22 protein-coding genes are annotated in these 26,296 nt (G+C 61.1%); all 22 read left to right on the top strand.

Going from position 1 to position 26,296, the window contains the following annotated elements; genetic code table 11:
* Positions 1 to 95: 95 nt before the first annotated feature.
* The 22 genes from GWQ44_RS02865 to GWQ44_RS02970 all read left to right on the top strand — a co-directional run bounded on the left by GWQ44_RS02865 (position 96) and on the right by GWQ44_RS02970 (position 26,180).
* Positions 96 to 3,665, top strand: coding sequence for a glycosyltransferase (locus GWQ44_RS02865; RefSeq protein WP_275926608.1), 3,570 nt, complete (start codon positions 96 to 98; stop codon positions 3,663 to 3,665).
* Positions 3,666 to 3,931: 266 nt separating this feature from the next.
* A complete protein-coding gene (rfbF, locus tag GWQ44_RS02870) occupies positions 3,932 to 4,705 on the top strand; it encodes a glucose-1-phosphate cytidylyltransferase (RefSeq protein WP_275926609.1) in 774 nt (257 codons plus the stop codon).
* A complete protein-coding gene (gene rfbG, locus GWQ44_RS02875; protein ID WP_047302653.1) occupies positions 4,687 to 5,769 on the top strand; it encodes a CDP-glucose 4,6-dehydratase in 1,083 nt (360 codons plus the stop codon). Before rfbF ends, rfbG begins: the two co-directional genes overlap by 19 nt.
* Positions 5,766 to 6,326: a dTDP-4-dehydrorhamnose 3,5-epimerase gene (gene rfbC / locus GWQ44_RS02880; RefSeq protein WP_179597553.1), complete on the top strand. Its 561-nt coding sequence runs from the start codon at positions 5,766 to 5,768 to the stop codon at positions 6,324 to 6,326. The genes rfbG and rfbC overlap by 4 nt, the downstream gene beginning before the upstream one ends.
* Positions 6,323 to 7,549 (top strand): class I SAM-dependent methyltransferase, encoded by a 1,227-nt coding sequence (locus tag GWQ44_RS02885; RefSeq protein ID WP_275926610.1) that lies wholly within the window; start codon positions 6,323 to 6,325, stop codon positions 7,547 to 7,549. Before rfbC ends, GWQ44_RS02885 begins: the two co-directional genes overlap by 4 nt.
* Before the next feature lie 5 nt (positions 7,550 to 7,554).
* The gene (locus GWQ44_RS02890) at positions 7,555 to 8,412 is read left to right on the top strand and encodes an NAD(P)-dependent oxidoreductase (RefSeq protein WP_275926611.1); all 858 of its coding nucleotides are present in this window, start codon (positions 7,555 to 7,557) and stop codon (positions 8,410 to 8,412) included.
* Positions 8,402 to 9,472, top strand: coding sequence for a class I SAM-dependent methyltransferase (locus GWQ44_RS02895; RefSeq protein ID WP_275926612.1), 1,071 nt, complete (start codon positions 8,402 to 8,404; stop codon positions 9,470 to 9,472). The genes GWQ44_RS02890 and GWQ44_RS02895 overlap by 11 nt, the downstream gene beginning before the upstream one ends.
* 20 nt (positions 9,473 to 9,492) lie before the next feature.
* Positions 9,493 to 10,230 carry a cephalosporin hydroxylase family protein gene (locus GWQ44_RS02900; protein WP_016963137.1) on the top strand — a complete coding sequence of 246 codons (738 nt, stop codon included), beginning with the start codon at positions 9,493 to 9,495 and terminating at the stop codon, positions 10,228 to 10,230.
* A 50-nt stretch (positions 10,231 to 10,280) separates the two neighbouring features.
* Positions 10,281 to 13,220 carry a TIGR00180 family glycosyltransferase gene (locus tag GWQ44_RS02905; RefSeq protein WP_275926613.1) on the top strand — a complete coding sequence of 980 codons (2,940 nt, stop codon included), beginning with the start codon at positions 10,281 to 10,283 and terminating at the stop codon, positions 13,218 to 13,220.
* A 94-nt stretch (positions 13,221 to 13,314) separates the two neighbouring features.
* Entirely contained in the window at positions 13,315 to 14,484 is a 1,170-nt protein-coding gene (gene pseC, locus GWQ44_RS02910; protein WP_016963138.1) for a UDP-4-amino-4,6-dideoxy-N-acetyl-beta-L-altrosamine transaminase, read from the top strand.
* Between the two features lie 110 nt (positions 14,485 to 14,594).
* Complete coding sequence (gene pseF, locus GWQ44_RS02915; protein WP_199010259.1) at positions 14,595 to 15,302, top strand: pseudaminic acid cytidylyltransferase; 708 nt, start codon at positions 14,595 to 14,597, stop codon at positions 15,300 to 15,302.
* Positions 15,299 to 16,804, top strand: coding sequence for a UDP-2,4-diacetamido-2,4,6-trideoxy-beta-L-altropyranose hydrolase (gene pseG, locus GWQ44_RS02920; protein ID WP_275926614.1), 1,506 nt, complete (start codon positions 15,299 to 15,301; stop codon positions 16,802 to 16,804). The genes pseF and pseG overlap by 4 nt, the downstream gene beginning before the upstream one ends.
* Positions 16,797 to 17,849, top strand: coding sequence for a pseudaminic acid synthase (pseI, locus tag GWQ44_RS02925; RefSeq protein ID WP_275926615.1), 1,053 nt, complete (start codon positions 16,797 to 16,799; stop codon positions 17,847 to 17,849). The genes pseG and pseI overlap by 8 nt, the downstream gene beginning before the upstream one ends.
* A gap of 219 nt (positions 17,850 to 18,068) precedes the next feature.
* Entirely contained in the window at positions 18,069 to 18,995 is a 927-nt protein-coding gene (locus GWQ44_RS02930) for a ketoacyl-ACP synthase III (RefSeq protein ID WP_047302672.1), read from the top strand.
* A gap of 82 nt (positions 18,996 to 19,077) precedes the next feature.
* Positions 19,078 to 20,364, top strand: coding sequence for a 6-hydroxymethylpterin diphosphokinase MptE-like protein (locus tag GWQ44_RS02935; protein WP_275926616.1), 1,287 nt, complete (start codon positions 19,078 to 19,080; stop codon positions 20,362 to 20,364).
* The gene (locus GWQ44_RS02940; protein WP_275926617.1) at positions 20,361 to 20,630 is read left to right on the top strand and encodes a hypothetical protein; all 270 of its coding nucleotides are present in this window, start codon (positions 20,361 to 20,363) and stop codon (positions 20,628 to 20,630) included. The genes GWQ44_RS02935 and GWQ44_RS02940 overlap by 4 nt, the downstream gene beginning before the upstream one ends.
* Positions 20,631 to 20,863: 233 nt before the next feature.
* Complete coding sequence (locus GWQ44_RS02945) at positions 20,864 to 21,715, top strand: flagellin domain-containing protein (protein WP_016963144.1); 852 nt, start codon at positions 20,864 to 20,866, stop codon at positions 21,713 to 21,715.
* Positions 21,716 to 21,788: 73 nt separating this feature from the next.
* Positions 21,789 to 22,160: a flagellar protein FlaG gene (locus GWQ44_RS02950; RefSeq protein ID WP_016963146.1), complete on the top strand. Its 372-nt coding sequence runs from the start codon at positions 21,789 to 21,791 to the stop codon at positions 22,158 to 22,160.
* Between the two features lie 82 nt (positions 22,161 to 22,242).
* On the top strand, positions 22,243 to 23,700 hold the full coding sequence (gene fliD, locus GWQ44_RS02955) for a flagellar filament capping protein FliD (protein ID WP_103741583.1): 1,458 nt from the start codon (positions 22,243 to 22,245) through the stop codon (positions 23,698 to 23,700).
* A gap of 129 nt (positions 23,701 to 23,829) precedes the next feature.
* On the top strand, positions 23,830 to 24,225 hold the full coding sequence (gene fliS, locus GWQ44_RS02960; RefSeq protein ID WP_047302680.1) for a flagellar export chaperone FliS: 396 nt from the start codon (positions 23,830 to 23,832) through the stop codon (positions 24,223 to 24,225).
* 11 nt (positions 24,226 to 24,236) lie between these two features.
* The gene (locus GWQ44_RS02965; protein WP_016963150.1) at positions 24,237 to 24,533 is read left to right on the top strand and encodes a hypothetical protein; all 297 of its coding nucleotides are present in this window, start codon (positions 24,237 to 24,239) and stop codon (positions 24,531 to 24,533) included.
* Between the two features lie 171 nt (positions 24,534 to 24,704).
* Positions 24,705 to 26,180, top strand: a complete 1,476-nt coding sequence (locus GWQ44_RS02970; protein WP_016963152.1) for a sigma-54 dependent transcriptional regulator — start codon at positions 24,705 to 24,707, stop codon at positions 26,178 to 26,180.
* Positions 26,181 to 26,296: the final 116 nt, after the last annotated feature.

The raw sequence follows: 26,296 nt of genomic DNA on the forward strand, positions 1-26,296 counted from the left end.
AATGCCGTGATCGTCGAGCCGTCAGCCGTCTTTTTTAAGCGGTTTTGCAGCCCTGGTCTTTCTGGCCGGGGCTCGCCGCTCGAGAGTTTGCAACCGTGAACCAAGCCCCTCTTGTCAGCATCGTTATCCCCGCCTTCAACCCACGCTTCTTCAGTCAGGCTCTGGACAGTGCCCTGGCGCAGACCTACCAGCCGCTGGAGATCGTCATCTGCGATGACAGTGCCGACGATGAGATCCAGCGGATAGTCGAAGCCATCGGCGAGCCTGTGCATCCCGTGCGTTACCTGCGCAACCCGCAACGCCTGGGCTTGCAGAAGAACATCCTGCGTTGCGTTGAAGAGGCTCGTGGCGAGCTGATCAAGGTCTTGTGCGATGACGATCGGCTGTTTGCGCCGAGTGTTGCCTTGCAGGTTCCCGTGCTGCTGGAGAACCCCGATGTCAGCCTGGTGTGTGCGTTGCGGGTGTTTGGCGATGCGGGAAACTTCATCCTGCCGTCGCGAATTGAAAACTGCCGCTTCACCCGAGAGGATGCATTGCTCAAGGGAAGTGACTTGCTGGCACTCTTCGAGGGTACTCGGAAAAATTTCCTGGGTAATTTCAGTGCTGCCTTGATGCGCCGTGCCGACGTGCTGGAGTTGCTGCCGGCGTTGATTCAGGACAGTGGCGGATTTGTTGCCTTGCTGGACCTGGCGCTGTTCATCTGCCTGATGCGCCGTGGCAATTTCGCCGCGCTGACCAGTGTGTTGAGCTGCGAACGGCTCTACCCAGAACGGCTTAGCAGCACCCCGGAAATGCTCAGTCTTGCCACGACTGAATGGCAATGGCTGGCGCAGATGCTGGCGGTACGCAGTGGCGAGTCCGCCCCTGCCTCAGGCTGGGTGCGCTATGTCGATCTGCTTCAGGCTCATGAGCGGCCACGTCAGTGGCAAGAGTTGTTCGTGGCTCGGGTTCTGGGCAATCGCAATACTGTGGTCAACGGGCGGGTGGGTGGCGAGAGCCAGAGCTACGATGAGTTCTATCGAGAATGGCTGGCGGTGCGCAAGTTTTCGGTGTCGGAGCAGCGGCTGATGGCACAGCGCATCGACAGTTGGCCGCGCCGGGTGCGTATCGTTCCGGTGGTCATCGACTACCAGGTGGACAGTGCCGCGCTTCGGCTAACCCTGGACAGTCTGGACAATCAGCTCTACGCGCCCCAGGCCGTGGTGGTTCTGTCCGAGGCCGAGTGTGGCGTCCGCGAGCGGGTTCTGCAGCAGCCGCTGCGGGCCGATTGGGCTGGACAGCTGAACGAACTGGTGCCGCAACTGGAGGGATGTGACTGGTTCTATTTGCTGCAGGCCGGTGATCGTCTGCGGGATTCCGCGCTGCTGGTGCTGGCCGAGCGGATCGCCAATACCCCGGCCATGCTCTGTGCCTACAGTGATGAAGGTGCCTTGCTTCGGGGGGAGTCCTGCGAGCCGGTGTTCAAGCCCGACTTCAATCTCGACTTGATGCGCACTTATCCCTATGTCGGACGTGCCCTGGCGTTTTCCCGCGAGCGTTTCATGCTTGAGGGCGGGTTCGATCCGGTGCGCGGCGAGCTGGCTCCCCATGATTTGCTGTGGCGGCTGGTGGAAGCCGCTGGCCCGCAGACCATCGAGCATATTGCCGATATCCAGCTGGAATCCGAGTTCAGCTTTGCTCAGTGGTTGTCCCGGCCACAGGTGATCGAGGCCAGTGAAGGCCTGGTGGCTGCGCATTTGCGCCGTATCGGCGTGCAGCACCGGATCGGTCATGATGACTTGCCCTTGCTCAACCGAATCGACTACTTGCACGAGACGCGAGCGCTGGTGTCGATCGTGGTGACCTGTGGTGACTCCCTGGCGGCCTTGCAGCTCTGCATCGAAGGCCTGATCGAGCAGACCGCCTACAACCATTATGAAATTCTTCTGGTGGATGGCGGCAGCCGAGACCCGGCCATGGCTGACTGGCTGGTGGCCATGGCGCAATTGGGCGGCTCCATGTTGCGGGTGCTGCCGTATCGCGGTCCTGACAACCGGGCAAGTCTGGTCAACGCTGTTGCAGCGCACGCGCGTGGTGAATACCTGCTGCTGCTCAGCCATCATGCGCGGATCTGCAGCGGGGACTGGCTGGACGAGCTGCTCAATCAGGCCCAGCGCCCGGAGGTTGGTGTGGTGGGCGCGCGGATTCTGAGCACCGACGGTTCCGTCCTGCATGCCGGACATATCCTGGGCTTGGCCGGTCCCGTGGGTTCGCCCTTTGTTGGCGAGGCACTGGGTGTCCGGGGGTATATGCAGCGGTTGCAAGTGGTGCAGAACTGGAGTTCGGTCAGCGGCGATTGCTTGATGGTGCGCAAGGAGGTATTCGACAGCCTTGGTGGCCTGGACGAGCAAGGGATCAATGGCGAACTCAGTACTGCAGACCTGTGTCTGCGGGTCGATCGAAATGGCTATCTGGTGGTCTGGACGCCACATGCCACCTTGATGCTGGCGCAGGCCGACACGCCGCCGGAGGCGATCGAACAGCAGGCCGTGGAGGCCGAGCATGAAGCCTTCTACCGTCAGTGGTTGCCGAAGATCGCTCGCGACCCGGCTTACAATCCGGCCCTCAGTCTGGGTTTCTCCAGCTTCAGCCTGGAGCCGAGCCTGCGTGACAACTGGAGTCCGTTCTGCGCCCGCAACTTGCCGTTGGTGCTGGGCTTGCCGGTCAATACCAGCGCGGTTGGGCACTACCGGGTCACTGGGCCTCTGAGTGCGCTCGAGGCAGCGGGCAGGGTCATCGCGCGGGTAGCCTATGAGTCGCCATCGACGGTGGAAATCGAACGTCTGTCTCCCGATACCATCGTCCTTCAGGGGCGTTATAGCGAAGGTGCCGTCGGCGATATCCTGCGGATGAAAAAGTACTCCCGGGCGCTGCGCATCTTTGAGATCGACGACTACATCGTCAGCGCGCCGAAGAAGAACGTCCACACGCGAAACCAACCGCTCAATACCGAACAACTGCTGCGCGAGGGCATTGCCTTGTGTGATCGGGTGGTGGTCACCACTCAGCCGCTGGCCGACGCCCTGTCCGGTATGCACGGTGATATTCGGGTCGTGCCCAACATGCTGGCGCCGGATCCATGGGCCACGCTCAGCAGTCGTCGAGGCACTTCCAGCAAACCGCGGGTTGGATGGGGGGGCGGTACCAGTCACACCGGCGATCTGGAGATCATCGCCGAGGTGGTGCGCGAGTTGGCCAATGAAGTGGAGTGGGTGTTCTTCGGCATGTGCCCGGATGCATTGCGCCCCTACGTGCATGAGTACCATCCGGCGATTGGCCTGCGAGGCTATCCCTTCAAGCTGGCCAGCCTGAACCTCGATCTGGCTCTGGCTCCCTTGGAGTTCCATATCTTCAACGACTGCAAGAGCAACCTGCGGTTGCTGGAATACGGGGCCTGCGGTTATCCGGTGATCTGCACCGATACCGAGGCCTATCGTGGCTTCCTGCCTTGTACCCGGGTCCGCAGCAATAGCACCGAGGAGTGGTTGCAGGCGATCCGCATGCACCTGGCCGATCCGGTAGCCAGCTATCGCATGGGTGATGAGTTGCGTGAGGCGGTGCATCGCGACTTCATGCTGCGCAGTGACAACCTGCAGCACTGGTTATGGGGTTGGTTGCCGGACTGATTCCATCGCTGGCCGGGACGTTCCGTAAGGTGACCGGCTGCTCTGCCAAGCCCCTGTCGCAGGTAGCGGCCAGGGGCTTTCTTTTGCCGCGTCCCAAGGCGTCGCCTGCGCAATTGGCGCACTTCCTGCAAGTCCCTCGCATATCGCCATAAAACCTTCGCAGCGAGGCTGTGCAAGGTATCTGGCTGCGAATGAATGATCTGCGGCTGGTGCTCAGCCAGGTCTCAGGAGGGCTGATTCAGCCCGCGAAGAGCAAGAGGACAGCGATGAAGGCCGTAATTCTGGCTGGTGGACTGGGTACGCGAATCAGCGAAGAGTCCCACCTCAAGCCCAAGCCCATGATCGAGATCGGCGGCAAGCCAATTCTTTGGCACATCATGAAGCAGTATTCCGCTCACGGGATTCATGATTTCGTGATTTGCCTGGGCTACAAGGGCTACGCGATCAAGGACTTCTTTGCCAACTACTTCCTGCACACCTCGGACGTGACCTTCGACATGCGCAACAACCGCATGGACGTGCATCAGAACTACAGCGAGCCCTGGAGCGTGACGCTGATCGACACCGGCGAGGAAACCATGACCGGTGGTCGTCTGCGCCGTGCCGGGCGCTACCTGCAGAATGAAGAGGCGTTCTGCTTTACCTACGGCGATGGTGTGTCCGACCTGAACATTGGCGCCCTGGTGGATTTTCATAAGGCCCACGGCAAGCTGGCCACCGTCACTGCAGTCCAACCGCCTGGCCGCTATGGCGCCCTGGAGCGTGATGGCGACCGGGTCCTGGGGTTCACTGAAAAACCCCGTGGCGACGGCGGCTGGATCAATGGCGGGTTCTTCGTGTTGTCGCCCAAGGTGCTGTCCTACATTGATGGCGACAGCACCACCTGGGAAGCCGAGCCGCTGATGCAACTGGCCATGAACCAGCAATTGCGTGCATTCGAGCACGGTGGGTTCTGGCAGCCGATGGATACCCTGCGCGACAAGAACCATCTGGAACAGCTCTGGCAAAGCGGGGAGGCCCCGTGGAAGCAGTGGGACTGAGTCCGGAGTTCTGGCGCGGCAAGCGGGTCCTACTGACCGGCCATACCGGCTTCAAGGGCAGTTGGCTGAGCCTGTGGCTGCAGAGCCTGGGGGCAGAAGTCAGTGGTTTCGCCCTGGATCCGGGGACTGAGCCGAGCCTGTTCGAACTGGCCCGGGTGGCCGAAGGGATCAATGATCATCGTGGCGACCTGCGGGACCTAGGCAGCCTGCTGGAGCTGATCGCCCAGGTCGAGCCGGAAATCGTCCTGCACCTGGCGGCCCAGCCCCTGGTGCGTGAAGGCTATCGTGATCCGCTGGGAACCTACTCGAGCAATGTCATGGGCACCCTCAACCTGCTGGAGGCGATCCGCCAGGTCGGTGGGGTGCGCGCCTGCGTCCTGGTGACCACCGACAAGGTCTACGCCAATCAGGAATGGCTGTGGCCCTACCGGGAAAACGAACCCTTGGGCGGCCATGATCCCTACAGCAGCAGCAAGGCCTGTTGCGAGCTGCTGGCCCAGTCCTATGCCTCCTCGTTCTTTGCCGCCGAGCGTTACGCCGAGCACGGCCTGGCCCTGGCCACGGCCCGCGCCGGTAACGTCCTGGGTGGGGGCGACTTCGCGCCCGAGCGGCTGATTCCCGATGTGCTCAGGGCCTGGTCCGCGGATGAACCTGTGACCCTGCGTTTTCCCCAGGCGGTGCGCCCCTGGCAGCACGCCCTGGAGCCGTTGGCCGGCTACCTGCAACTGGCGGCTGGTTTGTATGAGCAAGGTCCGCAATACGCAGGGGCCTGGAACTTCGGCCCCGGCGAGCAAGACATGTGCAGCGTCGGTGACGTGGTGGGGCTGCTGGCCCGGCACTGGCCCGAAGCCCCGGGGCTGCGGATCGAGCCCAGTGAGTTGCACGAAGCCGGCCTGTTGCGCCTGGACAGCAGTCGCGCCCGCCAGTTGCTCGGCTGGATGCCACGCTGGACCCTGGAGCAGTGCCTGGTGCAAACCCTGGACTGGCACCTGGCCTGGAAGAGCGGCGCGGACATGCGCGCCGTGACCCTCGGGCAATTGAATCTGTACCGGGGGGCGCTGTGAGCGAGTTCCAGGTACTGGCCCTGCCATTGGCCGGGTTGTTCGAGGTACGCCACAAGCGTTTCGAGGACCAGCGCGGGCACTTTTCCCGCCTGTTCTGCGAAGGCAGCCTGAGTGCCTTCGGCCAGCCGTTTCATATCCGCCAGATCAACCACTCCTGCACCCGGGAACGGGGCAGCGTGCGTGGCCTGCACTATCAAACCGCCGCGCGTCCCGAGGCCAAGCTCATCACCTGCCTGCGGGGCGAGGTCTGGGACGTGGCAGTGGACCTGCGCCCCGAGTCGCCGACGTTCCTCCACTGGCACGCTGAGCACCTGAGGGCGGGCGACGGCCGCAGCCTGTTGTTGCCGGCGGGCTTCGCCCATGGTTTCCAGACCCTGAGCGAGGATGCCGAACTGCTCTACCTGCACAGCGCCGACTACGCCCCCGAGCACGAGGCCGGGTTGTCGGTGCTGGACCCGCGCCTGGCGATCAACTGGCCGTTGCCTGTCAATAATCTGTCGACCCGGGATGCCAGCCACCCCTTGCTCGATGCTGCTTTCGCTGGAGTGAGTCTATGAATTGCCGCGGTTGTGGCGCCTGCCTGAGCCTGCCTCTGATCGACTTGGGCACCTCGCCGCCGTCCAACGCTTACCTGCGGGCCGAGCAATTGGATCAGGCCGAGCAATGGGTGCCGCTCAAGGTCCAGGTCTGCCAGCAATGCTGGCTGGTGCAGACCGAGGACTACACCCGCGCCGACCACTTGTTTGACGCTGACTACGCCTATTTCAGCTCGTTCTCCAGTACCTGGCTGCAGCATGCCCGGGACTACGTGGCGCAGATGGTCGAGCGTTTCGGCCTGGATGCCCGGAGCCGGGTGGTGGAAGTGGCGGCCAATGATGGCTACCTGCTGCAGTACGTGGCCCAGCGTGACATCCCTTGCCTCGGGGTCGAGCCGACCCGCAGCACCGCCCAGGCGGCGCGGGCCAAGGGTCTACAGATCCGTGAGCTGTTCTTCGGCCGTGGCACTGCCGCGCAGTTGCTGGAGGAGGGCTGGGCCGCGGACCTGATGGCGGCCAACAACGTGCTGGCCCACGTGCCGGACATCAACGATTTCCTCTGCGGTTTCGCTACTTTGCTCAAGCCGACGGGCGTGGCGACTTTCGAGTTTCCTCAGCTGCTGACCCTGATGGCCGGGCAGCAGTTCGACACCCTGTACCACGAGCACTACTCCTACCTGTCGCTGACCGCGGTCCAGGGCTTGTGCCAGCGCAACGGTCTGGAAATCTTCGATGTCGAAACCCTGTCGACCCATGGCGGCTCGCTGCGGGTGTTCGTGCAGCGTGTCGATGGCCCGCGTCGTGCCGTACTGGACAGCGTGGCGCGTCAGTTGCAGCTGGAGCAGCAGGCCGGGGTGAGCACCCCCGAGTACTACCAGACCCTGGCGCCGGCCGCCGAGCGGATCAAGCACGAGCTGCTGCGCTTTTTGCTCCAGGCCAAGGCCGAAGGCAAGCGCGTGGTGGGTTATGGCGCGGCGGCCAAGGGCAATACCTTGCTCAATTACGCCGGGGTCAAGCCCGACCTCCTGGCCTGGGTTGCCGATGCCAGCCCGTACAAGCAGGGCAAGTACCTGCCGGGCAGCCGTATTCCCGTGGTCGCGCCTGAGCGTATCGATCAGGAGCGTCCGGACTATGTGCTGGTCCTGCCGTGGAACCTGCTCGGCGAAGTCAGCGAGCAATTGGCCCAGGTGCGGCAATGGGGCGGGCGCTTCGTGATCGCCGTGCCCGAGTTGCAGCTGCTGTGAAGGGCATGACGGTGCTGGTCACCGGCGCCACCGGCTTTGTCGGTCGGCATCTGGTCGCGGCCTTGCTGGCCCGGGGATGCCGCGTGCGCGCGCTGGCGCGGGATGCTGACAAGGCGCGACAGCTGCCCTGGTTCGACGCGGTGGAGTTTCGCGCCCTGGACGTGCACGCCCCACAGCTCGATATCGCGGCGCTGGTGGATGGCGTCGATGCCTTGGCCCATCTGGCCTGGCCGGGGCTGCCCAACTATCAGGCGCTGTTTCATCTGGAACACAACCTGATGGCCGACTACCGCTTTATCAAGGCGGTGGTCGAGGCCGGGGTGAGCCAGGTGCTGGTCACCGGCACCTGCTTCGAGTACGGCATGCAGAGCGGGCCCTTGAGTGAAGAGGTCGAGGCGCGCCCGAGCAATCCCTACGGTTTGGCCAAGTACAGCCTGCATCTGTTTCTGCAAGCTCTGCAGCAGCAGTTGCCCTTCAGTTTGCAGTGGGCGCGGCTGTTCTACCTGCATGGCCCGGGGCAGAACCCCAAGAGCCTGCTGGCGGCGCTGGACCGAGCGATCGATGCCGGTGATGAGGTTTTCAACATGTCCGGCGGCGAACAACTGCGGGACTACCTGGCCATCGAGGCGGCCGCCGGCTACCTGGCGGCGCTGCTCGAGCAGCGAGGATTTTCCGGGGTGGTCAATTGCTCCAGTGGTCGGCCGATAGCCGTGCGCTCCCTGGTGGAGCAGCGTATTGCTCAGCGCGGCGCGGCGATCCGCCTGAACCTGGGGCATTACCCGTATCCGGACTACGAACCCATGGCGTTCTGGGGCTTGAACCAGCGCTTGTTGGACATAACAGGAGCCGAACATGGCGCATGAGTTGTATCGGGTTGCCGACTTGCCGGTGCTGCAGAACCGCACCTTCGCCGATGCCCAGAGTGCCCGGGCCTCGGCGTCTGCGGACATCGTGCTGGTGCAGGACCTGCAGAGCGGGCTGATCTTCAATCAGGCCTTCGATGCCGGCAAGCTCAGCTACGACAGCGACTATCAGAACGAGCAGGCTCACTCGGCGCAGTTCCAGCAGCACCTGACGGACGTCGAGGGCATCATCGCCCGCCACTTCAAGGGCCAGGAACTGATCGAGGTCGGTTGCGGCAAGGGCTATTTCCTTGAGCTGTTGCGCGGCAAGGGCTATGCCATCACCGGCATTGACCCGGCCTACGAGGGGAGCAACCCCGAGGTGATCAAGGCGCCGTTCACCCGCGGCCTGGGGCTGGCGGCCGAGGCCATCGTGCTGCGGCATGTGCTGGAGCATATTGCCGATCCGCTGGCCTTTCTGGCGGAGATTGCCGATGCCAACCAGGGCGGGCAGATCTACATCGAAGTGCCGTGTTTCGACTGGATCCTCGAACATCGCGCCTGGTTCGACGTGTTCTATGAGCACGTCAACTACTTCCGTCTAGAAGACCTGCAGCGCATGTTCGGCACCGTGCATGAAGCCGGGCATCTGTTCGGCGGCCAATACCTGTATGTGGTGGCGGACCTGGGCAGCTTGCAGTCGGCATTGCCGGCGCCGCTGCAGCCGCTGCAGATGCCGGCGGATTTCACCGCCAGCATCGAGTCTGCCAAGCGCATCATCCAGTCGGCGCCGCACACCGCCGCCGGGATCTGGGGCGCATCGTCCAAGGGCGTGATCTATTCGCTGTTTTTGCAACGCGCGGGCGTGGCAGTGGATCAGGTCGTCGATATCAACCCGGCCAAACAGGGCCGCTACCTGCCGCTCAGTGGCATGCGCGTGTCCTCGCCACAAGAAGCCATGCAGGCACTGCCGGCGGGCGCCAACCTGTTCGTGATGAATTCCAACTACCTCGAAGAAATCAAGCGCATGACCGACGGCCGTTATGTCTATCACGCCGTTGACAGCGCTTCGTTCAGCTAATTTGCCATTGAGAACCGAACATGACCGAGCACAACGTCATTCAAGCCTTTGAACAAGAATGCCAGGCGCAGATCAGCGCCCAGGGCCAGGATGAAAAGCTCAAGGGCCTGGCCCGCGATTTTTTCAATGAATCCGCGGCGCACAAGTACAGCTATCACTTTTCCTGGATGGGCCGGCCGATCATCCAGCTGCCCCAGGACATGATGGCGATGCAGGAGATCATCTGGCGGGTCAAGCCGGACCTGGTGATCGAATGCGGCATTGCCCATGGCGGTTCGATCATCTACTACGCCTCGCTGCTGGAGCTGCAGGGTCATGGCGAAGTGCTGGGCATCGACCTGGACATCCGCCCGCACAACCGCGAAGCCATCGAGCAGCATCCGATGAGCAAGCGCATCCGCATGATCGAAGGTTCGAGCATCGATCCGGCCATCGCCGAGCAGGTGCGGGCCGCGGCGGCGGGCAAGAAAGTGATCCTGGTTCTGGACTCCAACCACACCCACGAGCACGTGCTCGAAGAGCTGCGCCTGTATGCGCCGCTGGTGTCGGTCGACAGCTACTGCGTGGTCATGGACACCGTGGTCGAGGATATGCCGCCGGAGTTCTTCCCGGATCGTCCCTGGGGCCCTGGCGACAACCCGAAAACCGCGGTCTGGGCCTATCTGGAGGAGAACCGCGATTTCGAGATCGACCAGCAGATGCAGAACAAGTTGCTGATCACCGTGGCACCGGACGGTTACCTGCGTCGGGTTCGCTGAATATCAATGGTTGCAGTTCCGGACGTGTGGCCGGTGGTGGGGAAGGTTTTATGTGGGGTGAAGACAAAGTGATGAACAACAGCGCAACGCCGATGAGCGAACGTTTCACCCTCGTGGTGATGACCCACAACCGCAAGGCGTTCCTGCAACGCACCTTGCAGTACTACAGCACTTACCCCTGTTCGATCCTGGTTCTGGATTCCTCCCTGGAGGCGAATCAGGCATTGGCCGAGCGCTACCCTCAGGTCGACTACCGGCACCTTCCGCAGTTCAACTACAAGGGCTTGCAGGACAAGCTCACCTACGGTGTGAACCAAGTCACTACCCCTTACATGGTGTTTGCCGCCGATGACGACTTCCTGATCCATGATGCGCTGACTGCATCGGTGGAGTTTCTCGAAGCCAACCCGGATTACGGTGTGTGCCATGGGTACGGAATGATGTACCTGGCTCGGGCTTCGGAAACCAACTTCTACCGCCGCGATCGTCGGGTGATGGAGGACTACGCCTCTGATGATCCCGAAGATCGGGTGATGAGTTTCATGGGGCAGTTCCTGCCGCCGTTCTATGCGGTGACGCGCACCGATCTGCTGCGCCAGTGGTACAACCAACTGCCGCCGGGAGTCAGTTTCGAGTGGCAGGAAATTGGCCATAGCTTCTACCTGCTGGCCTGCGCCAAGGCGCGTATCCTGCCAATTCCCTTTGCCGTGCGGGAAGCCAATTACGGGGTTTCGGATCACGACACCGATGTGTTGACGGTGCTGGCCTACCAGGACGCCCGGTCGATGGCGCAACGCGAGGCTTTTGCCGAGTTCCTGGCCTCGCTGCCCACGGGCTTCAGTGGCCGTGACCCGCAGCAGGTGAAGCAGATCGCCCTGGACAGTTTTGCCGCCTTGGCCGATTGCCTGCTGTCGAGACGCTCCCTCAAGGGCGCGATCATTTTCCGTTCGGCCTGGGTCGAGGTGGGGGCTGAGCCGATACGTTCTTTCGCTCCTGAGCAGTTCGTCGAGATGCCGTTCTACAACCAGCCGATGTTCGATCTGTTGACCCAGTTCGAATTCCTCATGCATGCCATGCCGGCGGGTCGGGTTCAGCTTCAGGAGCTGGAAGGCGTGCTACTGCGTCAGGAAGAGCTGATGCGCGAGCACCCCAATGACACCGTGCAGACCCTGCGCAGTCGGCTCTGGGAAGCCTTGACCCTGAATCTGTTCAATCGCCGGGTTGTAAAGCGCCTGGCCGAATCGATGCGCGACAGTGACGAACCCGATGAGGCGCGCAAGCTGCAGGCCTGGGCTGAGCGCCTGGAGTCGGTGCCGGGGCCGGACAGCCTGGAATTGCTCAGTGCTACCCAGTCGGGCCGACTGCTTGAATGGCTGCAGGCGCGTGAGCCGCAACCAGCTCAGTTGAAGGCCATCAATGCTCATCTGGCGCGCCATGCTGGCGGCCCTCAGGTGCAGATCCTGCTGCTCGACCTCGATGCCGACATGGTCAAGCTGCAAGCCACGTTCGACAGCCTGGTAGCCAGCCATTTCAGGGCGTTCAAGCTGGTGGTGCTGACCACCGGCGACTTGCCGGCGACCACCCGGGCCGAGGACACCCTGCACTTCGTCAAAGTGACCGAGAGCAACTACGTCGAGCGGCTTAATCAGATCGTCGAGCAGTCCCGCGCCGACTGGGTGCTGCTGGCCGAAGCAGGTGATCAGTTCACCCGCAGCGGGTTGTTGCGAGCCAGCCTGGAACTGTTGGGCGCTGAAGGCATCCGCGCGGTGGCGATGGATGAGGTCCAGCGTCGAGAGGATTTCACCTTGAGTGCGGTGTTCCGCCCTGGGGTCAATCTGGACCAGCTACAGAGTGCCCCGTCGCTGATGGCGCGGCACTGGCTGCTGCAGCGCGAAGCTTTGCAGCAGGTCGGTGGCTTTTCCCGGGATCTGAAGCAGGCGCTGGAGTTCGATCTGTTGTTGAAACTGATCCAGGACGGCGGCCTTGGCGGATTGGCGCATCTGGCCGAGCCGTTGCTGATCTGCCGGGAGCCGGGGCGCGCAGCCGCGGCTGAAGAGGCTCAGGTGCTGACCCGGCATCTGGCCGCGCGGGGCTACCGCGCCCAGGTCAGCTCGGCGCAGCCGGGCACCTATCAGATCGATTATCAGCATGCCGAGCGGCCGCTGGTGTCGATCATCCTGCCCAGCCAGGACAACTTCGCCGAACTGCAGCGCTGCCTGGTCAGCGTGCTGCAGCGTACCCGCTACCAGCGCTACGAAGTGCTGATTGCCGAGAACCACAGTCAGAATGTCGCGCTTGATAGTTGGCTGACCAGCCTGGAGAACCGTGGCGAGCGCATTCGCGTGCTGCGCTGCGGCCAGCGCCTGAGCACGTCGGCCCTGCACAACCTGGCTTGCCAGGAAGCGCGTGGCGATTACCTGGTGCTGCTCTCGGCGGAGGCTGAAGTGGTCAATGCCAATTGGCTCGAAAGCCTGCTCAACCAGGCCCAACGGCCGGAAGTGGGGATTGTCGGCGCCAAACTGGTGAATGCCAGCGCAGAGACCACCCAGGCTGGCTTGATCCTCGGCCTCAATGGTCACCTGGGCGCAGCTTTTGCCGGCGAGGCCAAGGACGCCGCGGGCTACATGAACAGCCTGTGGGTGGAGAAGAACTACTCGGCGGTATCCGGTGCCTGCCTGATGATCGCCAAGACCCTGTTCGAGGCGGTGGGCCGACTGGACGAAGAGCATTTCGACCAGGCCTTCGCCGATGTCGACCTGTGCCTGAAAGCCTCCGATGCCGGATACCTCACCGTAGTGACTCCCCAGGCGCAGATTCAGCATCCGGGCACCCTGGCGCAGGATCCACAAGCCGCAGCGGCGCTGCGGGACAAGTGGGCGGCGCGCTTTGCCCAGGATAGTGCCTATAACTCGAACCTTTCGTTGAGTGGCAAGGGCTTCGTTCTGGGTGCAGCCGCCACTGTGGATTGGCTGCAGATGCTTTCCCATTGATCGCTGTTTCGAAGGATTCGAGCATGCTCAGTAGCCTATTGATTGTGCGCATTGCGTATCACGACCTGACGCCTGCTTGCAGAAGGAGTGGATCATGACGCCCTACCGGATTCCCTATGGTTGCCAGAGCATCAATCAGGCTGACATCGATGCAGTGGTTCAGGTGCTCCAGTCTCCCTGGCTGACCCAGGGGCCTACTATCGAGCGTTTTGAGCAGGCTCTGGCCGATTACTGCCAGGCGGGGCATGCCGTTGCCGTTTGCAATGCCACGGCAGCGCTGCATATTGCCTGTCTGGCGGCGGGGCTGGGACCGGGGGATGTTCTCTGGACCAGCCCTAATACCTTTGTCGCCTCGGCCAACTGCGCGCGTTACTGTGGCGCGCAAGTGGACTTTGTCGACATTGATCCGCACACCTGGAACATGGATGCGGATCTGTTGGCGCAGAAGCTCGAGATCGCCGAACGCAACGGCGCCTTGCCGAAGGTGGTGGTGGCTGTCGCGTTTGCCGGGCAGAGTGCCAATTTGCGGCTTATCGCCCAGCTTGCCGATCGTTATGGCTTTGTCTTGATCGAAGATGCGGCGCACGCCGTAGGGGCGTCGTATTTGGGGCGTCCGGTGGGCTCTGGAGCCCATGCGGCGATGACCATCTTCAGTTTTCACCCGGTGAAGATCATCACCAGTGCCGAAGGCGGGATGGTGCTGACCAACAGGCCGGAGTTGGCCGAGCGCCTGCGCCGCTTGCGCAGTCATGGCATCAGTAGTGATCCGGCGCTGATGCAGGTCCCGGAAAAGGGCCTGTGGTATTACCAGCAGCTTGAGCTGGGATTCAACTATCGGATGACTGATCTGCACGCGGCGCTTGGACTCTCACAGATGGCCAGGCTTGACGAGTTCGTGGCCCGGCGTCGTGAGCTGGCGGCACGCTATCAAGTGCTGTTGGCCGACTTGCCACTGACCTTGCCGGTGGCGCAGGAAGGTGCCGACTCTGCCTGGCATCTGTATGTGGTGCGCCTGGATCTGAGTCGTATCCAACTGACACAGACGCAGGTGTTCGAGCAGTTGCGTGCAGCGGGCCTGGGGGTGAATCTGCACTACATCCCGGTGCACCTGCAGCCGTATTACCAGGAGCAAGGTTTTGCCGAGGGAGATTTCCCTGAGGCAGAACGCTATTTCCTCGAGGCCCTTAGTCTGCCCCTGTTCCCCGAACTGACCGCTGAGCTGCAGGATGAAGTGGTGGCGCACCTGCAACGGATTCTGGAGTGAAAGATGTTCGTGAAGGCTATTTTCCGGGGCGTTCTGCAAGGCGCCGAGACGGTTGCTGTCCGCCCAGGCTGTGTGCCTGAGATCGGTGTTTGCAACGTGGAGAGACGCCTGTGAGTTGTGTGGCGTTGATCCCGGCCCGAGGCGGCAGCAAGCGTATTGCACGCAAGAACCTCAAGGCCTTCGATGGCGTGCCGATGCTCGCGCGCTCCATCGACAAGGCGCTGAGTTGCGGGTTGTTCCGGCAGGTGGTGGTCAGTACCGATGACCCTGAGATCGCGGAGTTGGCGCTCGCCTGTGGGGCCGAGGTGCCCTTTATCCGGCCGCCGGCCCTGGCGGATGACTTCACGGGCACCGCGGCGGTGATTGTCCATGCCTTGCAGGCGTTGCGGGAGCTGGGGCGGGAATTCGAGTACGCCTGTTGCATCTACGCCACGGCGCCCTTGCTGCAGGCGCGTTATCTGCGTCAGGGGCTGGAGATATTGATGCGGCACCCGGACAAGGGGTTTGCCTTTTCGGTGTGCGGTTTCGGCTTTCCCGTGCAACGCGCTTTGATCCTCGATGAGCAAGGGGCGCTCGATGCGCTGTACCCGCAATTTCGCCAGAGCCGTTCCCAGGATCTGCCAGCGGCCTATCAGGATGCGGCGCAGTTCTATTGGGGGCGGAGCCAGGCCTGGCTGCAAGGTGAGGCGCTGTTCTCGCCTCGTAGCCTGCCGGTGATCCTGCCCCGGCACCTGGTGCAGGACATCGATACCGAAGAGGACTGGCGGCGCGCTGAGTACCTGTACGCCGCGCTCAAGGCCGGGGGAGAGCTGGAGTGAGGGTGCTGATTCGCGCCGACGCTTCGCCGGCCATCGGCAGTGGCCATGTGGCCCGCTGCCTGACCCTGGCTCAGGAGCTGCGCCGCCAGGGCGCCAGTGTGGCATTTGCCTGTCGGCGTCTGTCCGGGCATCGCCTGGAGGCGCTGCAGGCCGAGGGTTTCCAGACTTTCGAATTGCCAGAACGCTATATCGACGAGCATCCCGAGTTGGGGATCGAGACGCCCTTGCCCTGGCAGGCGGACATCGCCGCGTTGCAGCAGGCGCTGGCCACTGAGCCAGCCTTCGATTGGGTGCTGGTGGACCATTACGGCCTTGATCATCAATGGCAGCGTGCGGCTCGGCAGTGGGCGCCGAGGATCGCCGCCATCGACGACCTGGCCAACCGCAGGCACGCCGTGGACCTGTTGCTGGACCAGAATTTCAGCGGCAGCGCCCAGGCTTATGCCGGGTTGCATGACGAGCACTGCCGGACCCTGTTCGGCCCGCATTTCGCCTTGCTGCGTGAAGAGTTCCGACGTCCCGCGATCCCGATTCGCCCCCAGCCGCGGCGGGTGCTGGTGAACTTCGGTGGCTTCGATGCCGCCGGTCAGACCCACAAGGCCATGTTGGCGCTGGCGGATTTCCACCAGTTACAGGTGGATTTCGTCGCCGGCAGCGGCAATCCGGACTGGCAGGCCATGCAGGCCTTGGCCGCCGAGCGGCCGCACTGGCGCCTGCACAGCTATGTGAAGAATTTTGCCGCTCTGCTGGCCGAGGCCGATCTGTGCCTGGGCGCCGGGGGCGGTACCAGTTGGGAGCGCGCGGTGCTGGGCGTGCCCACGCTGTGCGTCACCGTGGCTGGCAACCAGGAGCTCAATGCGCGCTTGCTGGCTGAAGCCGGCGCTCACTTGTATCTGGGGCCTTGTGAGCCGGTCAGTGTGGAGCAGGTGCGGCAGGCCGTGAGCCTGCTGCTGGACAACCCATGGTTGCGTCATAGCCTGGCCCGGCGGGCCCGCGAGCTGGTGGATGGCCGGGGTGTGCAGCGCGTGGCGGCGGCGTTGTTCGCCGCCGCGCTGCGCTTGCGTCCGGCGACCCTGGATGATGCCCGCCTGCTGTTCGACGGGCGCAATGCCGAGCTTGTCAGGTGTTGGTCGCAGCAGCCCGGGACGCTTGAGTGGCCGGACCATCTGCGCTGGCTGGAGGCTTGTCTGAAGGATCCGCAGCGCTTGTTGCTGATTGCGCAAGTGCCCGAGGGGCCGGTGGGGGTGCTGCGTTATGACCGCCAAGGCGTCCAGGCCGAAGTGTCGATCTACCTGTTTGCCGAGCGCCTGGGGCTGGGCTGGGGGGCTGCGTTGCTGGAGCAGGGCGAGGCTTGCCTGGTGCGCCATTGGCCTGATGTACGGCGCCTGCGGGCGCAGGTCATGGCAGAGAATCAGGTGTCGCTGAATTTGTTTCGCCGGGCCGGCTATCACCAGGGCACCTGCGAATTCACCCGAGTATTGAAGGAACATCTGGATGACTAGCTTCAAGATCGGTTCGCGCCCTGTGGGCGCCGGCCATGCGCCGTTGATCATCGCCGAGATGAGCGGCAACCATAATCAGTCACTGGATGTGGCCTTGCAGATTGTCGAGGCGGCGGCCAAGGCCGGTGCCCATGCCCTGAAATTGCAGACCTACACTGCGGACACCATGACCCTGGATCTGGATCAGGGCGAATTCTTCATCAAGGATGCGGATAGCCTCTGGGCTGGCTCATCGTTATACAACCTGTACCAGAAGGCCCATACGCCCTGGGAATGGCACCAGCCGATTTTTGCCCGGGCCAAGGCCCTGGGCATGCTGGCGTTTTCCACGCCGTTCGATGAAAGCGCGGTGGATTTTCTTGAGGGCCTGGACGTTCCTGCCTACAAGATCGCCAGCTTTGAAAACACCGATCTGCCGTTGATTCGTCGGGTCGCCGCTACCGGCAAGCCGCTGATCATCTCCACCGGCATGGCCAGCATCGCCGAGCTGGACGAAAGTGTCCGCGCTGCCCGTGAAGCAGGCTGCCGTGACCTGGTGCTGCTCAAGTGCACCAGCACCTACCCGGCCTCGCCGGAGAACAGCAATCTGCTGACCATTCCCCACCTGCGGGAGCTGTTCGGTTGTGAAGTGGGGTTGTCCGACCACAGCATGGGGGTTGGCGTCTCGGTGGCGGCGGTGGCGCTGGGTGCCACGGTGATCGAAAAGCACTTCACCCTGGATCGCGCCGCTGGCGGGGTCGATGCCAGCTTCTCTTTGGAGCCTGCGGAACTGGCCAGCCTGGTGCTGGAAACCGAACGCGCCTGGCAGGCCATGGGGCAGGTACGCTACGGCGCCACCCAGGCCGAGAGCAAATCCCTGGTTTACCGTCGGTCGCTGTATGTCACCCGCGACATGCAGGCCGGAGAGCTGTTCAGCGCCGACAATGTACGGGCCATCCGTCCCGGGCTGGGGCTGGCTCCCAAGCACTACGACGCGCTGCTTGGCCGTCGCGCGCGTCAGGCCCTCAAGCGCGGTACCGCACTGGACTGGGCATTCGTCGAATAGGTCTTTGTGGGGCTGATTCGGCAAAATGGCGTGACCTGTGAGTCATAACGTGCATCTTCACTGTATTGTATTGCCCGGGAAGATGGCGCCAGCCCTGCGTGACAGCCCTTGGTTCTTCCCGATGCCGTTGTGTTCGGCGCAAGTATCTGTGTTTTTTTCGGCAGCCCCTGCTCAGTGACTGAGCGGGGGTATTGAGCTGTTTATTATTGGGAAGCCGTAATGATTGGCATAAAAAGCATTGCGAGCTACGTGCCTGTAGCCGGCGTGGACAATTACGCACAAGGTGCAAAATTCGCCAAGGATGAAGACTTCATCCTGGGCAAGATCGGTTCTGCTTTTCTGCCGCGCAAAGACGCCGGACAAGAAACCTCCGATCTGTGTGTCGAAGCGGTCAATGCCCTGTTCGCCAGCAATCCGGATCTCAAGCGCGAAGCCGTCGACGTATTGATCGTGGTCACCCAGAACGGTGACGAGGAAGGGTTGCCCCACACCGCCGCGATCGTGCAGGACAAATTGGGCCTGCCGACCACCGTCGCCGCTTTCGATATCTCCCTGGGCTGTTCCGGGTATGTCTACGGCATCTATGCCATCAAGGGCTTCATGGAAGCCGCGGGCCTGAAGAACGGCCTGTTGGTCACCGCCGATCCCTATTCGAAGATCGTCGATCCCGAAGACCGCAACACCACCATGCTGTTCGGCGATGCCGCCACCGCCACCTGGCTCGGCGAGGGGGCGACCTGGCAATTGGGCAAGGCCAAGTTCGGCACCGACGGTTCCGGCGCTCCGCACCTGAAGGTCAGCGATGGCGTGTTCTTCATGAACGGTCGTCAGGTGTTCAACTTCGCGTTGCTCAAGGTGCCGGCGCATCTGCATGAGTTGTTGGCCGAGTCTGGCTTGCAGCCGGACGACATCGATGCGTTCTGCATTCACCAGGGCAGTGCGGCCATTGTCGATGCCGTGGCCCGGCGCTTTGAGGGCGATCCGGACAAGTTCATCAAGGACATGGTGGAAACCGGCAATACGGTTTCCTCGAGCATTCCGCTGTTGCTGGAAAAACACATGTTCGATTCCAGCTGGAAGCGCGTGGCCTTGAGTGGTTTCGGCGTTGGCCTGTCCTGGGGCTCGGCGATCATCTATCGCGCCTGAGTTGCCGTTCCCGGCGGTACATATAGCGCTCAAGGTGTAATCTTGAGCGCTATTTTTTTGCGCGAGTGATAAGCGAGGCAGCATGAGCGATAGCTTGGAAGACAATGCCCAGGTACTGAGGGAGCGCTGGCCGGCCCTGCTGGAGCGGCTGTTGGCTGAGGACAGCGCTGCATTGCAGGCGGACCTGGTGGAAGGCCTGGGGTCGACCCTGAGCGTCGTCGGTATCCAGCTCACCAGTCGCCATGATCGCGCTCGTGAGGCTCGTACCCAGGCGGCCAGTCTGCCCGAGGCGCCGGTCCTGCATCTGTATGGCTGTGGCTTGGGGGATCTGCAACAGGTGTTGCTTGAGCGGCCGGGGCTGACGCGACTTTACGTGCATATCCTCAACGGCGCGCTGTTCAAGCTGGTGCTGCAGTTGCTCGATCAGCAGTTCTGGTTGACCGATCCGCGGGTCGAGCTGCTCTATGCCGGCGACCTGTCGGAGATTCAGTTGCCGTTCTTTGCCCTGCCGGCCGAGTTGGTGCTGGCCGATGACTACAACGCGAAGATCCGCGACCGCTTGGTCAGTGAAACTCATGTGTCGTTCAACAACCGCCTGTTCACCGAGGAGGCGGGTGTCGCCGAGCGCCTGGCTGCCGTTGAGCCCTGGGTGCGGGCTGATGCCGATGTCGCCGAGTTGTTTGGCCGCGACAGTGGGCGCGAGGTTTTTGTGATCGCGACCGGTCCGAGCCTGGAGCAGCATTTTGCGGCCTTGCAGGCGTTGCGCGAGCGACCGCAACGACCGTTGCTGATCTGTGTCGACACCGCTTATCAGCCCCTGCAGCGCCACGGTATTGAGCCGGACGTGGTGGTGAGTATCGATCAGCGTATTTCCAGCCGGCATCTTCCGGCTCAGGGGAGTGCCAACACGACCCTGGTGTATATGCCTCTGGCGGATCCGCTGGTGCTTGCAGGCTGGCAAGGGCCGCGTTACGTCGCTTATTCGGCCAGCCCGGTCTTTGCGCCTATGCGCCAGCGATGGCCGAAGGCGCTGTTACACGCTGGAGGTAGCGTGATCCATCCCGCGGTGGACCTGGCGGTGAAGATGGGGGGGCGGCGGATCACGTTGTTCGGTGCGGATTTTGCCTTTCCGATGGATCGAACCCATGCCGGCTGGCAGGACGGCGACCTGGGGCCGCAACTCAAGGCCGCCAAGCATTGGGTGCTGGACGGCAGCGGGCAGCGAGTCAAGACCCAGCTCAATTTCCGCAGCTACCTGTGCGAGCTGGAGCGCTACATTCAGAGTCGGCCCGAGGTCAGGTTTTTCAATACCAGTCGTAGCGGCGCAATGATCGCGGGCACCACCTTCCATGAGGATTTTGTTCAATGAGCCGGCTTGAGTCTTTGATTGCCCGTGCCCGGGAGGTTGCCGATCTGTTCCGCCTGGGACGGGATGTCGAAGCGGCGGTAAACATGATCGAGCTGTTCGATCCGGTGCAAGGCCTGGTCGATGTCGCGCCCCTGGCGGTTCAGCAGGATTGGGCTGGGTTGCTGGGTCTGATGCTCAAGTGTCAGGAGGCGCAGGACTGGCTGGGGTTGGCTGACTACCTGGAGTATGAGCTGGTGGAGTGGCTGTCCATGGCATTTGGAGACTGAGGAGCGGATGCATCAAGCGGGTTCTGGTTGGGGTTTTTCTGGCGTCATTTTTTAGTTGGGCAGGGGTTTAAGCCCTTGTTTTTCAAGGGGTGGCAGGGTGATGGCAAATATTTTTGAAAAAGCCCTAAAGCAACTTGCATTGGCGACGATAACTATTACGAAGGTTCTCTAGGCCATTACCCGGCGGTTGCCAGGGCCGGAAGCCGCAGTACCCAACCAACGAGGAATTCGTCATGGCTTTAACAGTAAACACTAACGTCACGTCGTTGAACGTTCAGAAAAACCTGAACCGCGCTTCCGACGCTCTGTCGACTTCGATGACTCGCCTGTCTTCCGGCCTGAAAATCAACAGCGCAAAAGACGACGCCGCCGGCCTGCAGATCGCTACCCGTATGACCTCGCAGATCCGTGGTCAGACCATGGCGATCAAGAACGCCAACGACGGTATCTCCATCGCCCAGACCGCTGAAGGCGCGATGCAAGAATCCACCAACATCCTGCAGCGTATGCGTGAACTGGCTGTTCAGTCGCGAAACGACTCCAACGGTACTCAAGACCGTGTTGCTCTGAACAAAGAATTTGCTCAGATGTCGGACGAGCTGACTCGTATCGCCAAGTCGACCAACCTGAACGGCAAGAACCTGATCGACGGTTCCGCTGGCACCATGACCTTCCAGGTTGGTTCCAACACTGGTGCTACCAACCAGATCACCATCACCCTGGCTAGCGGTTTCGACGCTACCACCCTGGGTGTTGCTTCCGGCACCATCAACATTACCGGTAACGACTCCGCTACTGCTGAAACCAACACTTCGGCTGCAATGAACGCGATCGACACCGCTCTGGCTACCATCAACTCCAGCCGTGCTGACCTTGGTGCTGCCCAGAACCGTCTGACCAGCACCATCTCCAACCTGCAGAACATCAACGAAAACGCCAGTGCTGCACTGGGTCGCGTACAAGATACCGACTTCGCTGCTGAAACTGCCCAGCTGACCAAGCAGCAGACTCTGCAACAAGCTTCGACCGCAGTTCTGGCCCAGGCCAACCAACTGCCATCCGCTGTACTGAAACTGCTTCAGTAATAGCTGGCTAAGCTTTGGCGGGGGAGTGCGCTGGTCGTGCTCTCTCGCTTTTTTACTTTAAGAGGTGGTGGACATGGATATGAGCGTGAAGCTGAACTTGTCTTATCCTGCGGCCAAGCCGGTGACGCCAGTCACTGACAAGCCCGTCGAGAAGCCTCGAGAGGTGGTCCCGGCTGTGGTCGAAACCACCAGTCAGGACAGTAAGAAGGAAGCTCGGACCGAGCAGGAAAAGTTGAAGATGGCCGTCCAGGAAATCGAAAAATTCGTCCAGTCGGTCAAGCGTAACCTGGAGTTCTCTATCGATGAGCCCTCCGGCCAGGTTGTGGTCAAGGTCATTGCCAGTGATTCGGGTGAGGTGGTTCGTCAGATCCCCAACGAAGAAGTGCTGAGATTGGCCCACAGCTTGAATGACGCCAGTAGCCTGCTGTTCAGCGCGAAAGTCTGATAGCTGGCATGAAATTTGTTGCTGGGTTCTTTTGGGCACTCTAGTGGTCAAAAGACTGGCGGCACTATGAAGGGAGACACACATGGCAAGTCCAATTCTACCGGGTACTGGTTTGGGTTCTGGTCTCGACACAGGTGCTATCGTCAAGGCGCTTGTGGCGTCTGACAAAGCGGCCAAGCAGGGTCAGATCGATCGTGCGACCACCACCAATAGCGCCAGTATTTCTGGTATCGGGACCTTGCAGTCGCTGCTGTCGACCTTTCAGAGCACCTTGTCGGTCGCCGGATTGGGGAGTGCTGTCAATCCTGCCTTTGCCGGCTTTGCTGCAACCTCCAGCGACAGCAAGACCGTGGATGCCACGGCGGACAACTATGCGGTTGCCGGCAAATACACGGTTACCGTTAAAAATCTTGCAACCTCCTCAAAAGTGGCCAGCGCTGCTTTTTCCGGAGGCAATACCAGTGCCATTCCGAGTGGTACGTTAAACATCACTCAAAATGGCATTAACTATCCGCTGACCATCGGCGCCAATGCGACGTTGCAGTCGGTACGCGATTCGATCAACGCTGATTCGAAGATGAACATGGCTGGGCTCAGCGCGAACATCGTGACTGATTCGTTCGGTTCACGACTGGTGATCGGCTCCGACAAGACGGGCGTCGGCTCTGATATTTCGGTCAGCGGTATTGCCGGGCTGGAGATCGATGGCACCCAGTCCATGTCGACTGATGCCAATCCAGCCACGGCAACCTCGTCCGGTAATATCGGCGGGTTGGCCAAGGACGCGGTTTTCACCGTCGATGGCATGCAACTGACCAGCAAAACCAATACGGTGACCCAGGCCATTTCCGGTCTGAAGCTCAACCTTGTTGCTCCGACCGCGGCTAACACGCCTATCACCGTGACGGTCGCGACCAACACCGAGGGTTTGAAAACCTCGATCCAGAAATTTGTCGATGCCTACAACGCTGTGGCCAACGGTATTACTACCCTGACCAAGCCTTCTCTGGACGACAGCGGCAACCCGACAGTACCGGCGCAGTTGACTGGTGACTCGCTGCCTCGCTCGATTCTGTCAGCCATTCGTGCGCCGCTGTCCGAGACCGGCGCAGGCGATAAGCTCACCGTACTGGCGCAGTTGGGGATTACCACCAACCAGAAGACCGGTGCGCTGGATTTCGACGACAAGAAGTTCACTGCCGCCATGACCGACAAGAAGCTCGGTGGCGAAGTGCAGAAGCTGTTTACCGGTGATGGCACCAACCCGGGCCTGCTGGACCGCATGACCAAGGCGATCAAGCCGTTCACTGAGGGCGTAGGCGGTAAAGAGGGGATCTTGACCACTCGGAGCAAGACCCTGGATCTGACCAAGAAAAAGCTTTCTGATCAGCAGGATGCTCTGGATCGTCGAGTAGCAACGCTGACGGCGGTGCTGACCAAGAAGTACAACGATATGGATACCCTGGTGGGCAAGTTGAAGGCCACTGCCAGCAACATCACGTCGATGTTCGATGCGCTGAACGCACAGAAAAAAGGCTAATATCCGGCCTGTGCCAAAAGCCCGGCAGCGTTTTTTAAGCGCTCCGGGCTTTTGCATTTGACCTAAAGTTTTTTGACGTTACGTCGATACATTGCATATACGAACCCTTGAGTTTTGAAGAGGTATCACATGAATCCGATGTTAGCCCTCCGGCAGTATCAGAAAGTCGGCGCGCAGGCGCAGACCTCCGAAGCCAGTCCACATCGTCTGGTGCAGATGTTGATGGAAGGCGGCCTGGATCGTATCGCGCAGGCCAAGGGTGCGATGGAACGCAAGGATATTGCCAACAAGGGCGTGTTCATCAGCAAAGCCATCGGCATCATCGGCGGCTTGCGCGAAGGCCTGGATCTGGAAAACTCCATGGACACTCTGGGGGACCTGGACAGTCTTTATGCGTACATGATGAAGCGTCTGGCTGAGGCCAACATCAAGACCGATCCGAAAATTCTGGACGAGGTCGCCGATCTGCTGCGTACGGTCAAAGAGGGCTGGGACGCCATCGCCGCACCGGGTCCGCAGTTTTAAGGAGAAATTCCATGAGCGCTGTCCTGCAACGTATCGAAGAAACTCGCGAGGCATTGGTCGACGCCCTTGCTGAGCGCAATTGGCAAGCCATTGGTGAGTTGGATCTGGCTTGTCGTTCGTGCATGGAGGACGTGCTCAGCGAGGCTCAGGTCGATGAGGTCGCTTTGCGTGACAATCTGGAGGAGTTGTTGGGGGTTTACCGGCAGCTGCTTGAGGTGGCAACCGGCGAGCGCCAGGCGATAGTCGACGAGATGTCGCAGATCACCCAAGCGCAGAACGCGGCAAAGGTTTACCATTTGTTCGGTTGATGTTGAGTTAATCCGAACGTTGCGCGCCATAAATTTGACTGTGCACGCATTTTTGACTTAACTAGTGGCTGTTTTCAGATTTCAGGCGTCTATAAGGCAGAAAATGCCTACAAGCGCGTCTAGCTTGCCCCTTATTCTGGGCATTGAGTTGACTAGGGAAGTTGCTATTGCATGTGGCGTGAAACCAAAATTCTGCTGATCGATGACGATAGCGTGCGCCGCCGCGACTTGGCGGTGATTTTAAATTTTCTCGGCGAAGAAAATTTACCCTGCGGTAGCCATGACTGGCAGCAGGCTGTCGGCTCTTTGTCGTCAAGTCGTGAAGTAATTTGCGTCCTCATCGGGACCGTAAATGCTCCTGGCGCGCTTCTGGGTCTGCTAAAGACACTCTCGACCTGGGATGAGTTCCTTCCGGTTTTGCTAATGGGCGAAAATTCTTCCATTGATTTACCGGAAGACCAGCGGCGTCGAGTGCTTTCCACCCTGGAAATGCCGCCCAGCTACAGCAAATTGCTTGATTCCCTGCACCGCGCCCAGGTCTATCGTGAAATGTACGATCAGGCCCGCGAGCGCGGCCGTCACCGCGAGCCCAATCTGTTCCGTAGCCTGGTAGGCACCAGTCGCGCGATCCAGCATGTGCGGCAGATGATGCAGCAGGTCGCGGATACCGACGCCAGCGTGTTGATCCTTGGTGAGTCGGGAACCGGCAAGGAAGTGGTGGCGCGCAACCTGCACTATCACTCCAAGCGCCGTGATGCGCCTTTCGTACCGGTCAATTGCGGAGCCATCCCTGCCGAGCTGCTGGAAAGCGAGTTGTTCGGTCATGAGAAGGGCGCGTTCACCGGGGCGATTACCAGTCGTGCCGGTCGCTTCGAGTTGGCCAATGGCGGCACTCTGTTCCTCGATGAGATTGGCGATATGCCGTTGCCGATGCAGGTCAAGCTGCTGCGGGTGCTGCAGGAGCGGACCTTCGAGCGTGTGGGGAGCAACAAGACCCAGGGTGTCGATGTGCGAATCATTGCCGCCACCCACAAAAACCTGGAAAGCATGATCGAGGTCGGGACCTTCCGTGAGGATCTGTACTACCGCCTCAACGTGTTCCCTATCGAGATGGCGCCGCTGCGTGAGCGGGTGGAAGATATTCCGCTGCTGATGAATGAATTGATTTCGCGCATGGAGCACGAGAAGCGCGGTTCGATTCGTTTCAACTCCGCCGCCATCATGTCGCTGTGCAGGCATGGCTGGCCGGGCAACGTCCGAGAGCTGGCCAACCTGGTGGAGCGCATGGCGATCATGCATCCGTACGGGGTGATCGGTGTGGTCGAGCTGCCCAAGAAATTCCGCTACGTCGATGATGAAGACGAGCAATTGGTGGACAGCTTGCGTAGTGACCTGGAAGAGCGGGTGGCGATCAATGGTCATGCGCCGGACTTCGCTGCCACCGCCATGCTGCCGCCGGAAGGCCTGGACCTGAAGGATTACCTCGGTAGCCTGGAGCAGGGGTTGATCCAGCAGGCTCTGGATGACGCCAATGGCATCGTGGCGCGCGCCGCAGAGCGCCTGCGCATCCGTCGCACGACCCTGGTGGAGAAGATGCGCAAGTACGGCATGAGCCGTCGTGAAGGTGATGAACAGGCGGATGATTGACGCCTGTTTTTCAAGTCGTTGAAAACTGGGTGGTTTTTTTTAGGCACGGGTATTGCTAAGTCTCTTGCAACGTTCCGTTTAACTGACGGTCAGCCAAGCGAGAGAGCACGATGCCC

The sequence above is a fragment of the Pseudomonas sp. 3MA1 genome (assembly GCF_029237275.1).
Taxonomy (GTDB): domain Bacteria; phylum Pseudomonadota; class Gammaproteobacteria; order Pseudomonadales; family Pseudomonadaceae; genus Aquipseudomonas; species Aquipseudomonas fluorescens_AP.